The sequence below is a fragment of the Pseudacidovorax sp. 1753 genome, from assembly GCF_040544975.1.
Taxonomy (GTDB): domain Bacteria; phylum Pseudomonadota; class Gammaproteobacteria; order Burkholderiales; family Burkholderiaceae_C; genus Xenophilus.
Genome location: NZ_JBEPKY010000009.1, coordinates 176,670 through 191,338 on the forward strand (window position 1 = coordinate 176,670; position 14,669 = coordinate 191,338).

A 14,669-nucleotide genomic window follows, 5' to 3' on the forward strand; every position below is an offset into this window, starting at 1 on the left:
GCCGCCATGGCGACCGTGCTGGCCCTGGTGGCCTCCAAGGGCGGGGTGGGCAAGACCACGCTGGCAGCCAACCTGGCCGCGGCCCTGGCACGCCAGGGCCGGCCCGTGCTGGCGCTGGACCTGGATCCACAGAACGCGCTGCGGCTGCATCTGGCGCCACAGCCCCTGCCCACCAACGGCCTGGCCGACGTGGTGCTCGGCCGCATCGGCTGGCGCCAGAGCATGATGCGCGGCCGCGGCGGCGTGGTGCTGCTGCCCTTCGGCCAGCTCGACGACGAGCAGCTCGTCGCGTTCCAGCAGTCGCTGGCCGCCCAGCCGGACTGGCTGGCGCTGGCCATCGAGGGCTGGGCCTTGCCGGCCGACGCCGTGGTGGTGGTGGACACGCCGCCCGGCCCGTCGGTCTATCTGCAGCAGGTGCTGCGCGTGGCCTCGCTCGCGCTGATGCCGCTGCTGGCGGACGCGGCCTCCTTCGCCACGCGTGAGCTGGTCGAGCGCATGGTCGACAAGTACGCCCGTGCACGCGCCGGCTTCGGCGGGCTGCTGTACCTGGTCAACCAGGTCGCGCCCGAGCGGCGGCTGGCGCGCGATGTGCTCCAGCGCCTGCGCGACGAGCTGGGCCCGCGCCTCATCGGCGAACTGCACCAGGACCAGGCCGTGAGCGAGGCCATGGCGCACATGCTCCCGGTGGCGCAGTACGCGCCGCACAGCCAGGCCGCGCACGACATCGACGAGGCGGTGCGGCGCCTGCTGCCCCACCTGGACGCCACCAGCCCCGGCCACTGGCCCGCCCAGGCGTGAGGCGTCGCTCCACGGCGCCCCCAGGCGCATCGGGAAGGCCCGCCGCATGACGCCGTCGCCGGCGCAGCCCGCCGCACAGCCGCCCGCCTGGCTGGGCCTGCTGCCCGTGCGCGTGGGCGGCTGGCTGCTGGCGCTCGTGCTGCTGGCGCTGGTGGTCATCACGCCGCTCACGCTCGGGCAGCAGCTCCTGCTGTCGGTGACGTGCTTCGTCGCCGCCCTCGTGGTCGGCCGCGCCCGCGGCCGCTTCGCCAGCCTGGTGATGATGGTGCTGTCGGTGACGGTGTCCTCCCGCTACCTCTACTGGCGCTTGACCGAGACGCTGGTGCTGCCCGGCGTGCTCGACCTGACGCTGGGCGCCGGACTGCTGGTGGCGGAGGTGTACGCCTTCGTGGTGCTGGTGCTGGGCTATGTGCAGACGGCCTGGCCACTGCAGCGCCGGCCGGTGCCGCTTCCTGCAGACCCGGCCCATTGGCCCACGGTGGACCTGTTCATTCCGACCTACAACGAGCCGCTGGATGTGGTGCGCAGCTCGGTGCTGGCGGCCCAGACCATCGACTGGCCGCGCGACAAGCTGCGCATCTACGTGCTGGACGATGGCCGGCGCGAGGAATTCCGCGTCTTCTGCGAAGCCGCCGGCGTGGAGCACCTCACCCGCACGGACAACCGCCATGCCAAGGCCGGCAACATCAACGCGGCCCTCAAGCACACCCATGGCGAGTTCGTCGCCATCTTCGACTGCGACCACATCCCCACCCGCTCCTTCCTGCAGATCGCGATGGGCTGGTTCGGGCGCGACCCGAAGCTGGGCATGGTGCAGTTGCCGCACTACTTCTTCTCGGCCGATCCCTTCGAGCGCAACCTGGGCACCTTCGGCACCGTGCCCAACGAGGGCGAGCTGTTCTACGGCCTGATCCAGGACGGCAACGATCTGTGGAACGCGGCGTTCTTCTGCGGCTCCTGCGCCGTGCTGCGGCGCACGATCTGCGAGGCCGTGGGCGGCATCGCCGTGGAGACGGTGACCGAGGACGCCCACACGGCGCTCAAGATGCACCGCGCCGGCTACAACACCGCGTACCTGGCCCTGCCGCAGGCAGCGGGCCTGGCCACGGAGAGCCTGTCCGGCCACGTGGGCCAGCGCATCCGCTGGGCGCGGGGCATGGCGCAGATCTTCCGCACCGACAACCCGCTGCTGGGCAGGGGGCTGAACTGGGCCCAGCGGCTGTGCTACCTGAATGCGATGCTGCACTTCCTGTACGGGTTGCCGCGGCTGATCTACCTGACCGCGCCGCTGGCTTACCTGCTGCTGGGTGCCAGCGTGATCCATGCGTCGGCGGCCATGATCTTCGCCTTCGCGCTGCCGCACATCCTGCATGCCAATCTCACCAACAGCCGCATCCAGGGGCGGTTCCGCTACCTGCTGTGGAACGAGGTCTACGAGGCGGTGCTGGCCTGGTACATCTTCCGTCCCACGCTGGTGGCGCTGCTCAATCCCAAGCTGGGCAGCTTCAACGTCACGGCCAAGGGCGGGCTGATCGCGGAGCGCTACTTCGATGCGCAGATCGCCAAGCCCTACCTGGTGCTGCTGCTGCTGAACGTGGTGGGGTTGGGCTTCGGCGTGTGGCGCCTGGGCTGGGTGCCGGCGCACGACACCCTCACGGTCTGGCTGAACATGGCCTGGACGGTCTACAACGTGCTGATCCTGGGCGCCTGCGTGGCGGCTGCCAACGAAGCGCAGCAACGGCACGAGACGCATCGGGTGCGGCTGCAGGTGACGGCCACGCTCTACACGCCGGACGGCGTGTCGATGCGTTGCGAGACCAACGACTTCTCCCGGCAGGGCCTGGGCCTGCGCCTGCCGCAGCCGGTGGCGGCGAAGACGGACGACCGCGTGTCGGTCGCGCTGTTCGCGGGCGCGCAGGAGCACCGCTTCGACGCCGTGGTGCGTCACCACCAGGACGGGCGCATGGGCGTGCGCCTGGACGCCATGACGCTGGCGCAGGAGCGCGCCTTCGTGCAGTGCACCACCGCGCGCGCCGACCTGTGGGCGGCCCGCTGGGGCAACCATCCCCGCGCGTCCGTGTGGTCGGTCCTCGCGCACATCAGCCGGATCAGTGTCATCGGACTTCGCGACATGAGCTTCCACTACCTGCGCCAGGCGGGCCTGCGCATCGGCCCCGATCCGCGGCCCTCGGTGCGACAGGCGGCGAAATGAACGGCATGCGCGCTGCGCCCCATGCGCCCCGCCGGTCGCCGGCATCCGGCCGCCGCCTGCTGCCCGCCGCGCTCGCCCTCGGCCTGCTGGCAGGCCCGGCGCCGGGCCTGCACGCGCAGCAGCCAGCGCCGACGGGCGCGGCGGCGGCGACCGTCCCGGCACCGGGCACGGCCGTGGCAGGCCCGTCCGTGCGCGAGGCCACGCTGCGCCAGCTGGGCGTGGACTACGCCATCCAGCTGCGCGGCACCAGCGGCGCCGTGGGCATTCCCTTCAGCGTGCGGGCCGACGAGCTGGTCACCGGGGGCAGCCTGCGGCTGAACTACACCTTCTCGCCGGCGCTGATCCCCGCGCTGTCGCACCTGAAGGTCAGCGTCAACGACGTGGTGCTGGCCACCTTGCCGGTGGACCCTGCCGCCGCGGGCCGGCCGCAGACCGCCGAGATCGCCATCGACCGCCGGCTGGTGACCGAGTTCAACCGGCTCGTGGTCGAGCTGGTCGGCCACTACACCCGCGACTGCGAGGATCCCAACCACAGCAGCCTGTGGGCCGCCATCGACAGCGGCAGCACGCTGCGACTGTCCGTCCAGCCGCTCACGCTCGACAACGACCTGCGCCTGCTGCCGGTGCCCTTCTTCGACCGGCGCGACGTCGGCCGGCTGACGCTGCCCTTCGTGCTGCCCACAGGCGCCACCCCCGAGGTGCTGGAGGCCGCGGGCATCGTCGCCTCATGGTTCGGTGCGCTGGCCGGCTACCGCGGCGCCCGCTTTCCGGTCAGCGAGGACACCCTGCCCACCGACGGACATGCGGTGGTCTTCGCCACGCCGCAGGCGCTACCCGCGGGGGTGGCGATGCCGCCCATCGACGGTCCCCAGCTCGCGGTCGTGCCGATGCCCGGCCACGCCCAGCGCAAGCTGCTGCTGGTGATGGGCCGCGACGCCACCGAGCTGCGCAGCGCCGCCTCGGCGCTGGCCCTGGGTTCTCCCGCGCTCGCAGGTGCCCAGGCGCGCATTGCCGGCTTCGAACCGCCGCCCGCGCGCAAGCCCTACGACGCACCGCGCTGGGTGCCCAGCGACCGCCCCGTGCAACTGGGCGAACTGGCCCAGGCCCAGGACCTCAACGTCAGCGGCTATGCCCCCGACGTGATCCGCGTCAACCTGCAACTGCCGCCGGATCTTTTCACCTGGCGCAGCCACGGCATGCCGCTGGCGCTGCACTACCGCTACACCCCGCGTGTGCGGCCCGACCAGTCCACGCTGAACATCAACATGGGGCAGAGCTTCATCGGCGCGGTGCCGCTGCGGGCCGCCAACACGCTGCACGACGCGTGGTGGAACCCCTTCGCGCTGCCGCTGCTGCCCGACGGCACCGTGGCCGAGAAGAAGACGGTGCAGGTGCCGCCGCAGCTGCTGGCGCCCAGCAGCCAGCTGCGGCTGCACTACTACTTCGAGCCCAGCGCGGGCAAGTGCCAGCCGCTGCTGGCCAACGTGCGCGGGGCCATCGACCCGGACTCCACGCTCGACCTCTCGGGCCTGCCGCACTACATCGCCATGCCCGATCTGGCCGCCTATGCCAATGCGGGCTTCCCGTTTTCGCGCCTGGCGGACCTGGCGGACAGCGCGGTGCTGCTACCGCCCGCGCCCACGGCGCAGGATCTGGGCCTCTACCTGGGTCTGATGGGCCAGATCGGCCGCAGCACCGGCTACCCCGCCCTGCGGCTGCGCGTAGGCGACGTCCGCAGGCCGGCAGAGGTGGCCGACAAGGACCTGCTGGTGCTCGGCGATCTGGACCGCCAGCCGCTGTTCGGCGAGTGGCGCGCGCGCATGCCCCTGAGCCAGCCCGCGGCCGACACCCAGAGGCTGGAACTGCCGGGCTGGCTGCGCCGCGCGCTCGACATCGTGGCCGGCTCGCGCATGCGGCAGGACCTGCCCCAGGCCGCGCAACTGGACCTGCGCGGCGCCGGCCGCGAGACGGCGGTGCTGGCCGGCTTCGAGTCGCCACTGCGGCCCGGCCGCAGCGTGATCGCCGTGGTGGCCGAGCCGGGCCAGGGCGACAAGCTGCTGGACGCGCTCCAGACGCCAGAACTGCTGCAGCGCGTACAGGGCAGCATGGCCGTGGTGCGCGAAGGCCGCGTGGAGAGCGTGCTCGGCGGCCAGCCTTACTACGTCGGCCGACTGCCGCCCCTGACCTGGCTGCAATGGCAGCTTTCGCGCAATGCCTTCATGCCCGCGTTGCTGGCCCTGGCCTCCGCGGCGCTGGCAGCGGCCGTGGCCTATGCCGGGCTGCAACGGCGCGCGCGGCGCCGGCTGGAGTGACAGCGATCCCATGCAGCAAGACCTCCATTCCCCCTCCCTGCCCCTCGCCCGGCGCCGCTGGTTGCAGCAGGCACTGCTGTGCGCGCTGCCGGGCGCGGCACCGCATGTCTGGGCTCAGGCGGGAGCGGCCAGCCCGCCGGGGCCAGCCTGCCTCGACCGCAGCGACTGGCCTGCCTTCGCCGCCCGCCACCTGCAGGCCGACGGCCGCATCGTGGATTTCGACACGCCGCGCCAGCAATCGACCTCGGAAAGCCAGTCCTACGGCCTCTTCTTTTCGCTGGTGCACGGCGACCGCGCCGCTTTCCGGCGCATCCTGGACTGGACTGTCGCCAACCTGTGCGACGGGCAGCCCGACCGCCGCCTGCCGGCGTGGCAGTGGGGCCGGCGCGACGATGGCAATTGGGGCGTGATCGATGCCAACCCCGCCTCCGACGCCGACCTGTGGATCGCCTATGCGCTGCTGGAGGCCGGGCGCCTGTGGCAGCAGCCGGCCTACACCGCGCTCGCCCGCCAGATGCTGGTGCTGGTGATCCGCGAGGAAGTGGTGCGCCTGCCCGGCCTGGGCGCCATGCTGCTGCCCTGGCCGCGCAGCGTGGGCAAAGGCCCCGTGTGGCGGCTCAATGCCAGCTACATGCCCCTGCCCCTGCTGCGCCGGCTGGCCGCCGAGAACCCGGCCGGCCCCTGGAGCGAGATCGCGCAGAACACGGTGCGCATGGTCGCCGCTACCTCGCCGCACGGCTTCGTGCCCGACTGGTGCGCCTGGAGCGAGGCCCGGCAGGCCTTCGTCACCGATCCCGAAAAGGGGGCGGAAGGCAGCTACGACGCCATCCGGGTGTACCTGTGGGCGGGCATGACGGCGACGGGCGACACGGGCCGGGCGCCGCTGCTGCACAGCCTGTACGGGCCCCGCGCCCTGCTGCAGTCCACCGGCCGCGTCGCCGAGCGGGTCGACACCGCCACCGGCACGGTCCGCGGCGATGGCCCGCCGGGCTTCTCGGCGGCGCTGCTGCCCTACCTGCGCGCCCTGGGCCATGAACAACTCGTGCAGGCCCGGCTGGCCTTCGTCAACCTGCGCACCGCCGCCGGCCAGCCGCTGCTGCCCTATTACGAACGCATGCTGCTGCTCTTCGGGCGTGGCTGGCTGGAAGGCCATTTCGCCTTCGACGCCAGCGGCCGGCTGCAGCCGAATCCTGCCCCGCCATGCCCCGCCAACGCCTGACCCCCTTCCCCGCGTCCCTGCGCACGCTGCCTGCCGCGCTGGGCCTCGTCTGCTCGCTGATGCCCGGCACGCCCGCCCGGGCCCAATCGGACGCGGCCACGGCCCTCGTCGAGCAGGGCCGCTACTGGCAAGCCCTGGGCCGCAACGACCTGGCGGAGGAGAGCTGGCGCAAGCTGCTGCGGGTCGACCCGAACGCACCCGATGCGCTGGCTGGCATGGCGCAGCTCGAACTGGCGCGTGGCAATGCCGATGCGGCCCGCAGCTGGATCGAACGGTTGCGGGCTGCGCGGCCGGGCGATGCCCGGCTCGCGCGACTGGACGAGCAACTGCGCCGCCCGGCCGGCGCCCCGGCGCCGGCCAACGACCTGCAGCGCGCCCGGGCCGCGGCGCAAGCCGGCCGTACCGAGGAAGCCATCCGGCTGTACCGGGAGGTGATCGGCAACCAGCCGGTGCCCGAACCGCTCGCCCTGGAGTACTACCAGGTGCTGGGCGGTTCCGCCCAGAGTTGGGACGAAGGCCGCCGCGGCCTGGAGCAGCTGGTGCAGCGCAACCCCGGCAACGCCGCCTACCGGCTCGCCCTGGCACGCCTGCAGACCTACCGGGAGCCCAGCCGGCGCGAGGGCATCCGCAGCCTGGCCGAACTGGCAGGCCAGGGCGGCGACACGGCCACCGGCGCGCGGGAGGCCTGGCGCCAGGCCCTGATCTGGCTGGACGCGCGGGCCAGCGACACGCCGCTGTATGAGCAGTACCTGTCCGGCCGCACCGATGAGGCGGTGAACGCCCGTCTGACCCGCCTGCGCGAAGGCGCGCAGGCCAGCGCCCAGGCCCAGCCGCTGGCACAGGGCTACCGCGCCCTGCAGCAGGGCGACGAGAACACGGCCCAGGCCCGCTTCCAGGACGTGCTGCGCCAGAACCCGAACGACCCCGAGGCCCTGGGCGGCCTGGGTGTGGTGCGGCTGCGCCAGCAGCGCTATGCCGAGGCGCGCCAGTTGCTGGAGCGCGCCAGCCGCGGTGGACAGGCCAGCCAGTGGGCGCAGGCCCTGCGCAGCGCGACCTACTGGCAGCAGGTGGGCGAGGCCCAGGCCGCGCGCGAACGCAACGACAGCGCGGCGGCGCGCCGCCTGTACGAACAGGCCACGCGCACCGACCCGGCCGAGCCCGTGGCGCGTCTCGGCCTGGCCGACCTCCAGCAGGCGGCGGGCGAACTCGGCGCCGCCGAAGAGAATTACCGCCGCGTGCTGCAGGCCCAGCCCGCGCAGGCGCAGGCCCTGGCTGGCCTGGTCACCGTCTACACCCGGCAGGGACGCCAGGCCGATGCGCAGGCCCTGCTGCAACGCCTGACGCCCGAGCAGGTCGCGCAAATGGGCGACCTGTCGGCGCTGCGCGCCGAGCAGGCCCGCGCACAGGCGCAGCAGCAACTTGCGACGGGCGACACCGCCGGCGCCCAGCGCACGCTCGAGGACGCGCTGCTCGCCGCCCCCAACAGCCCGTGGGTGCGGCTGGACCTGGCCAACCTCTACCGCCGGGCCGGCCTGGTACCGCAGGCCCGCGCGGTGATGGACGGCCTGCTGATGAGCCAGCCCGACATGCCCGACGCGCTGTATGCGTCGGCCCTGCTGGCCGCCGACACCGGCGACGGACGTGCCGGCCTGCAGTACCTGGAGCGGATTCCCGCCGCACGCCGCACGCCGGCCATGGCCCAGTTGCAGCGTCGCCTCTTCGTGCAGGACAGGGCGGCCCAGGCCACCGCGCTGGCACGCCGCGGCCAGGTGCAGGCCGCGCGCGAACTTCTATCCGCCACCCAGTCCAGCCTTGGCGCCGACCTGCCGGCCGAACCCTGGAGCCAGCTGGCCGAGGCCTATGCCGAAATTGGCGACGCGCCGCGGGCGCTGGCCATGGGCCGGCAACTGCTCAGCCGCACGCCCAACCCCAGCGTGGCCGACCGCCTGCGCTACGGCCAGTTGCTGCTGGCCACGCGGCAGGACATCGAGCTCTCGGCCCTGCTGCGGCAAATGCAGGCGGGCGCGCTGACGGCCGCACAACGCCAGGACTTCGACGGACTGCGCAGCGCCTATGCGATCCGCCAGACCGACGCCCTGCGCCAGGTCGGCAACCTGGAAGCGGCCTACGCCATGCTGTCGCCGCTGCTGGCGGAACGCCCGGACGACGCCGGCGTGCTCGGCGCGCTGGCACGGCTGTACTCCGCCGCACGCGACGAGCGTCAGGCGCTGGCGCTGTACCAGCGGGTGCTGCAGCGCCAGCCTACCGACCTCGACACCCTGCTCGCCGCCGCCGCCAGTGCCAGCGCGCTGCGCGACCACGACGACGCACAGACCTATGTGCAGGCCGCCCTCAAGCAGGCCCCAGGCGAATCCCGCGTGCTGGCGGCGGCGGGCCGCGTCTACCGCAACGCGGGCGACAGCCGCCAGGCCGAGCAATTCCTCGCCGCGGCCGTGCAGGCCGAAGCCCGGCAGGCCGGCCTGGCCACCGCCGTGCCTGGTGCTGGCGGCGCGGCCCCAGCCAGTGTCAACCCGTTCGCGGGCATGACCGGCCCTGCCGGCAGTGCGGGCGCCTGGCCCGGCGGTTTGGGTACGTCCACGGCGCCTGCCGCCGTTGCCGCCTACATTCCGCCGCCGCTGAGCGCAGGTGCCGTCTACGCCTCGGCCGGCGCATTGCCGGCGCCGCCCGCGGGCTGGTCGGGTACTGCCGCGCCCGGCGCGCTTCAGCCCGCCTCCGCTTACGGCGCGGGGGCCGGTACCTGGCCGATGGCGACAGCGGGCGGTGACGTGCTGCAGCCCTGGCCGGCGGGGCCGGTTGCATCGCCGCCGGTCGCCGCGTCCTCTGCTCCGGCGCCGAGCGGCGGGGCGACCCGCCACCGACGAGCGGCAGGCAGCGGCGGGGCCACCGGCACTGCGGCGGCGCCCGCGCAGCCTGCGCCCCCCCTCGCCGCCGCGCCCGCTTCCTGGCCGGGCCCCGCCAACGCCGGCGCAGCCGCGCCCCTCTGGCTGCCCGTGCCCGGCGCGGCGGTGGCAGGCGCCACCTCGCGCAGCCTGCCCATGGTGCAGGTGCAGGCACGGGCCGACACCGACTGGCCCACGGCGCCCATTGCGCCCGCCGCCACAACAACCGTGGCCGCCACGCCGCTGCAGGCCGAACTGTCCGACCTTCAGAGCGCACGCAGCCCCAGCCTGAGCGTCGGCACGGTGTTGCGCGCCCGCGGCGGCGAATCCGGCCTGAGCCGGCTGAGCGATCTGCAGACGCCCATCGAGGCACGCTTTCCCGTCGGCGAAGGCAAGCTGGTGGTCAGCGCCACGCCCACGCTGCTGGACTCGGGCACGCCAGCGGCGGATTTCGCCACCGGCGCCCGCTTCGGCGGCGGGCCCCAGGCCACGCTCGCGCAGGCCTACGGTAGCGTGGCGCCGGCGGGTGCCCAGGACGCGGCGGGCGTCGGCCTGAGCGTGGGCTACGAGGGACCGCAACTCAGCGCCAGCATCGGCACCACGCCGCTCGGCTTCGCCGAGACCAACGTCATCGGCAAGGTGGCGTACCAGGGCAGCTTCAGCGACAGCCTGAGCTACAAGGCCGAGCTCTATCGCCGGCCGGTGACCGACAGCCTGCTGTCCTTCGCGGGCGCCAAGGACAGCCGCACCGGCGAGCGCTGGGGCGGCGTGGTCGCCAGCGGCGGCCGCTACGACATGACCTACGACAACGGCACCATGGGCATCTACGGCTACGCTGGTGCCGCCGCGCTCAACGGCACCGAGGTCCAGGACAACGCCCGTGCGGAGTTGGGGGCGGGCCTGTATTTCCATGTGCTCAAGAGCGCCGGCTCCTCGCTCACGGCCGGCGTCAACCTCGGGCTCATGCACTACGACAAGAACCTGAGCTACTTCACCTACGGCCACGGCGGCTACTTCAGCCCGCAGCGCTACTTCAGCCTCGCCTTCCCGGTCGCGTGGGAGGGCCGCAGCGACCGGCTGTCATGGCGACTCAATGCCTCGCTGGGCGTGCAGTCGATCCAGCAGGATGCGGCGGACTACTTTCCGACAGACAGCGCGCGCCAGACGGCCGCTGCCACCGCGCTGCGGCAGGCCTTCGCCGCCAACCTCTACACTGGCGTGCTCGACGCGCGCTATGCGGCCCAGAGCAACACCGGCCTCGCCTACGGACTGGGTGCGGTGGTGGAGTACCAGGTGATGCCGCGGATGTTCCTGGGCGGGACGGTCAGCCTGAGCAACGCGCGCAACTACCGCGAGTTCAGCGGCGGCGTGTACCTGCGCTACCTGTTCGATGGCGGCGACACCTTCGGCACGGGCGCTGGCCGGGGCAGTGGACCGTCGCCGCTCAGCTCGCCGTACACGCCGCTGCTGTGAGCACGGCGGCCGTGCCGCAGGCGACCGCCGAGCCGGCCGCTTGCCGGGCGGCGGCGGCCCGATGGCGGGCTCGGCGATCGGCACGCCGGACAGCCGCGCGCACCGGGCACAAAAAAGCCCCCGGACCTTGATGTGTCCGGGGGCTTCGATCGGCATCCCGCCAAGCGGGATGGCGACAGTCTGGTGCCGCTTGTCGGAATCGAACTGACGACCTACCGCTTACAAGGCGGGTGCTCTACCAACTGAGCTAAAGCGGCAAAGCCCGCGATTCTATCGAAAGGGTCGCGGGCCGATCACTTCACGCGCTTGAGCGCTGGCCGGCCGCCGCTGGGGGGCCGCGGCGGCTCGCCCGGCGGCGGCTCGATGGCGGCGGCCGACCCGCCCGGCTGGGATTCGGCGGCTTCGCCCACCAGATGCATGCCCGGCCGGGGCTCCGGCGTGGCCTGAGCCATTCCGGGCGCGATGACCTCGCCCGCCTCGGACGCCTGCGCGTCGAGCGGCGGGAAGGCCATGCCCTGGCCGTTCTCCCGCGCATAGATGGCCACCACCCGTCCGATGGGAACGATGATGTCGCGCGCGGTGCCGGCGAAGCGGGCCTTGAACTCGATGAAGTCGTTGCCGATCTTCAGCGCGCTGGTCGCGTCGTAGCTGATGTTCAGCACGATCTCGCCGTTCTTGACGTACTCGCGCGGGACCTGGACGGTCTCGTCCACCACGACCGCGATGTACGGTGTGAAGCCGTGGTCGGTGCACCATTCGTAGAGCGCACGCAACAGGTACGGCCGCAACGATGTGGATTCGAGGGCGCTGATCATGAATGGCGCGTCGTTCTCTCTTGCCGTCGCCGCGCGCTTACTTGCGCATCACCTTCTCGGAAGGCGTCAGCGCCTCGATGTAGGCGGGGCGCGAGAAGATGCGCTCGGCGTACTTCAGCAGCGGCGCGGCGTTCTTGCTCAGGTCGATGCCGTAGTAGTCCAGACGCCACAGCAGCGGGGCGATGGCCACGTCGAGCATCGAGAAGTTCTCGCCCAGCATGTACTTGTTCTTGAGGAACACCGGGGCCAGCTGCGTCAGGCGGTCGCGGATGTGCGAGCGGGCCTTCTCGATGGCCTTGTCGTTGCCCTTGGCGCCGCGGTTCTCGAGCGTGGAGACGTGGACGAACAGTTCCTTCTCGAAGTTCAGCAGGAACAGGCGCACGCGGGCGCGGTCCACCGGGTCGCCAGGCATCAACTGCGGATGCGGGAAGCGCTCGTCGATGTACTCGTTGATGATGTTCGATTCGTACAGGATCAGGTCGCGCTCGACCAGGATCGGCACCTGCCCGTAAGGGTTCATCACGCTGATGTCCTCGGGCTTGTTGTAGAGGTCGACGTCACGGATTTCGAAGTCCATGCCCTTTTCGAACAGCACGAAGCGGCAGCGGTGGGAGAAAGGGCAGGTCGTTCCGGAATACAGCACCATCATGGCGAAAGGCTCCAAAAAATCAAAAAAGAGTGGGCCGCTTGAGCAGCCCACTCTGTACGTTCACGCACCCGGAAAGCCCGGGCCACGCCGTCTGTGTCCTCTCTACTTCACGTCCTTCCAGAACGCGGCATTGAGACGCCAGACGAAGACCAGCGACACCGCCAGGAACAGCAACACCCACACGCCGACGCGCACGCGGGTGTTCTGCGCGGGCTCTGCCATCCACTGCAGGTAATTGACCAGATCGCCAACGGCCTGGTCGAACTGCAGGGGCGTCATCTTGCCCGGCTTGACCTGCTCCCAGCCCTTGAGCACCTCGGTTTCGTGGCCGTGCTGCTCCACCTTGTCATAGACCGGGCGGCGCTCGCCCTGGAGTTCCCACAGCACGTTGGGCATGCCTACGCTCGGGAAAGCCAGGTTGTTCCAGCCGGTTGCCTTGGTGTCGTCGCGGTAGTAGGTGCGCAGGTAGGTGTAGAGGTAGTCGGCACCGGTGCCATTGTGACCTGCGCGCGAACGCGCCACCAAAGTGAGGTCGGGCGGGGTGCCGCCGAACCATTCCTTGGCCTGTCGGGCATCGATGTTGGCCTTCATCGTGTCACCCACCTTTTCGGTGGTGAACAGCAGATTGTCCTTGATCTGCTGTTCGGAGAGGCCGATGTCCTGCAGGCGGTTGTAGCGCATGAAGGCGGCCGAGTGGCAGTTGAGGCAGTAATTGACGAAAAGCTTGGCGCCGTTCTGCAGCGAAGCCAGGTCGTTGGTGCGCACCGGCGCCTTGTCCCAGGCGATGCCGCCTTCGGCCGCCAGGGCGCCCGTGGCAAGGCCCAGCGCCATCATCAGCGAGAGGATCAGTTTCTTCATGGGGATGCTTCTCCGGCGGCTCGGTCAGTGCGCGGCAAAGGTCACGCGCTCGGGCACGGGCTTGAACTCGCCCAGGCGGGTCCACCACGGCATGAGCAGGAAGAAGCCGAAATAGAACAGGGTACCGACCTGCGACACACGCTCGCCGATGGGAGACGGCGGCTGCACACCCAGATAGGCCAGCACCACGAAGACGACGACGAACACGCCGTAGAGGTACTTGTGCCAGGAAGGACGGTAGCGGATCGACTTCACCGGGCTCTTGTCCAGCCAGGGCAGGAAGAACAGGATGATCACGGCGCCACCCATGACGACCACGCCCCAGAACTTGGCGTCGATGGACAGCATCATCGCGCAGGCAATGACGGCGGCCACCACCACGGCGATCTTGGCGACGCTGGCCATGCGCGTCTTCCAGACGCCGAACACCGCGGCACCGACGACGCAGGCGATGAGGGCATACATCATCTCGCTGGTGATGGCGCGCAGCATCGAATAGAAGGGCGTGAAGTACCAGACCGGGGCGATGTGGTTGGGCGTCTTGAGCGGATCGGCCGGGATGAAGTTGTTGTACTCCAGGAAGTAGCCGCCCATTTCCGGCGCGAAGAAGATCACCGCCGTGAACACGATCAGGAACATCACGACCGCGAAGATGTCGTGCACCGTGTAGTACGGGTGGAACGGGATGCCGTCCAGCGGCCGGCCCTGCGCGTCCTTGTTGGCCTTGATCTCGATGCCGTCGGGGTTGTTGGAACCCACGTCGTGCAGCGCCAGCAGGTGCGCCACCACCAGGCCCAGCAGCACCAGCGGCACCGCGATCACGTGGAAGCTGAAGAAGCGGTTGAGGGTGGCGTCGCTCACCACATAGTCGCCACGGATCAGCAGCGCCAGGTCGGGTCCGATGAAGGGAATCGCGGAGAACAGGTTCACGATCACCTGCGCGCCCCAGTAGGACATCTGGCCCCAGGGCAGCAGGTAGCCCATGAAGGCCTCGGCCATCAGGCACAGGAAGATCGCGCAGCCGAAGATCCAGACCAGCTCGCGCGGCTTGCGGTAACTGCCGTACAGCAGGCCGCGGAACATGTGGAGATACACCACCACGAAGAAGGCCGAAGCGCCGGTGGAGTGCATGTAGCGGATCAGCCAGCCCCAGGGCACGTCGCGCATGATGTACTCGACCGAGGCGAAGGCCTGGGTCGCATCGGGCTTGTAGTGCATCACCAGGAAGATGCCGGTCACGATCTGGATGACCAGCACCAGCAGCGCCAGCGAGCCGAAGATGTACCAGAAGTTGAAATTCTTCGGCGCGTAGTACTCCGACATGTGGACGCGGTAGGCGTCGAAGGCGGTCGGGAAGCGGTTGTGCAGCCAGTTGCCCAGCTTGGCGCCGGCGGGCGCGTTGGGCGAGATGTCCTTGAATTCGGCCATGGGTG

General features: G+C 71.0%; 9 protein-coding genes and 1 tRNA gene. 5 read left to right on the forward strand and 5 right to left on the reverse strand.

The genetic code is table 11. The annotated features are described in order from the left end of the window. Positions 1-6: 6 nt before the first annotated feature. Genes bcsQ through ABIC63_RS13295 form a run of 5 tightly spaced genes read left to right on the forward strand, consistent with a single transcriptional unit; the run spans position 7 to position 10,914 of the window. On the forward strand, positions 7-798 hold the full coding sequence (gene bcsQ, locus ABIC63_RS13275) for a cellulose biosynthesis protein BcsQ (protein ID WP_114802310.1): 792 nt from the start codon (positions 7-9) through the stop codon (positions 796-798). A 46-nt stretch (positions 799-844) separates the two neighbouring features. After that, positions 845-3,010 carry a UDP-forming cellulose synthase catalytic subunit gene (bcsA, locus tag ABIC63_RS13280; protein WP_354320081.1) on the forward strand — a complete coding sequence of 722 codons (2,166 nt, stop codon included), beginning with the start codon at positions 845-847 and terminating at the stop codon, positions 3,008-3,010. Positions 3,011-3,015: 5 nt separating this feature from the next. Continuing rightward, positions 3,016-5,322: a cellulose biosynthesis cyclic di-GMP-binding regulatory protein BcsB gene (gene bcsB / locus ABIC63_RS13285; RefSeq protein WP_354320082.1), complete on the forward strand. Its 2,307-nt coding sequence runs from the start codon at positions 3,016-3,018 to the stop codon at positions 5,320-5,322. A 10-nt stretch (positions 5,323-5,332) separates the two neighbouring features. Further along, positions 5,333-6,541 carry a cellulose synthase complex periplasmic endoglucanase BcsZ gene (gene bcsZ, locus ABIC63_RS13290; protein ID WP_354320083.1) on the forward strand — a complete coding sequence of 403 codons (1,209 nt, stop codon included), beginning with the start codon at positions 5,333-5,335 and terminating at the stop codon, positions 6,539-6,541. After that, the gene (locus ABIC63_RS13295; RefSeq protein ID WP_354320084.1) at positions 6,523-10,914 is read left to right on the forward strand and encodes a cellulose biosynthesis protein BcsC; all 4,392 of its coding nucleotides are present in this window, start codon (positions 6,523-6,525) and stop codon (positions 10,912-10,914) included. Before bcsZ ends, ABIC63_RS13295 begins: the two co-directional genes overlap by 19 nt. Before the next feature lie 181 nt (positions 10,915-11,095). Here the strand turns inward: ABIC63_RS13295 and ABIC63_RS13300 are convergent. From ABIC63_RS13300 to ABIC63_RS13320, 5 genes are all read right to left on the reverse strand, one after another. Continuing rightward, a tRNA-Thr gene (locus tag ABIC63_RS13300) sits at positions 11,096-11,171 on the reverse strand. A gap of 36 nt (positions 11,172-11,207) precedes the next feature. Then, positions 11,208-11,729, reverse strand: a complete 522-nt coding sequence (locus tag ABIC63_RS13305) for a ClpXP protease specificity-enhancing factor (RefSeq protein WP_354320085.1) — start codon at positions 11,727-11,729, stop codon at positions 11,208-11,210. A gap of 37 nt (positions 11,730-11,766) precedes the next feature. Beyond that, a complete protein-coding gene (locus tag ABIC63_RS13310; RefSeq protein ID WP_017761645.1) occupies positions 11,767-12,378 on the reverse strand; it encodes a glutathione S-transferase N-terminal domain-containing protein in 612 nt (203 codons plus the stop codon). 102 nt (positions 12,379-12,480) lie between these two features. Beyond that, a complete protein-coding gene (locus ABIC63_RS13315; protein WP_017761644.1) occupies positions 12,481-13,236 on the reverse strand; it encodes a cytochrome c1 in 756 nt (251 codons plus the stop codon). A 24-nt stretch (positions 13,237-13,260) separates the two neighbouring features. After that, positions 13,261-14,664, reverse strand: a complete 1,404-nt coding sequence (locus ABIC63_RS13320; RefSeq protein WP_114802304.1) for a cytochrome b — start codon at positions 14,662-14,664, stop codon at positions 13,261-13,263. Positions 14,665-14,669: the final 5 nt, after the last annotated feature.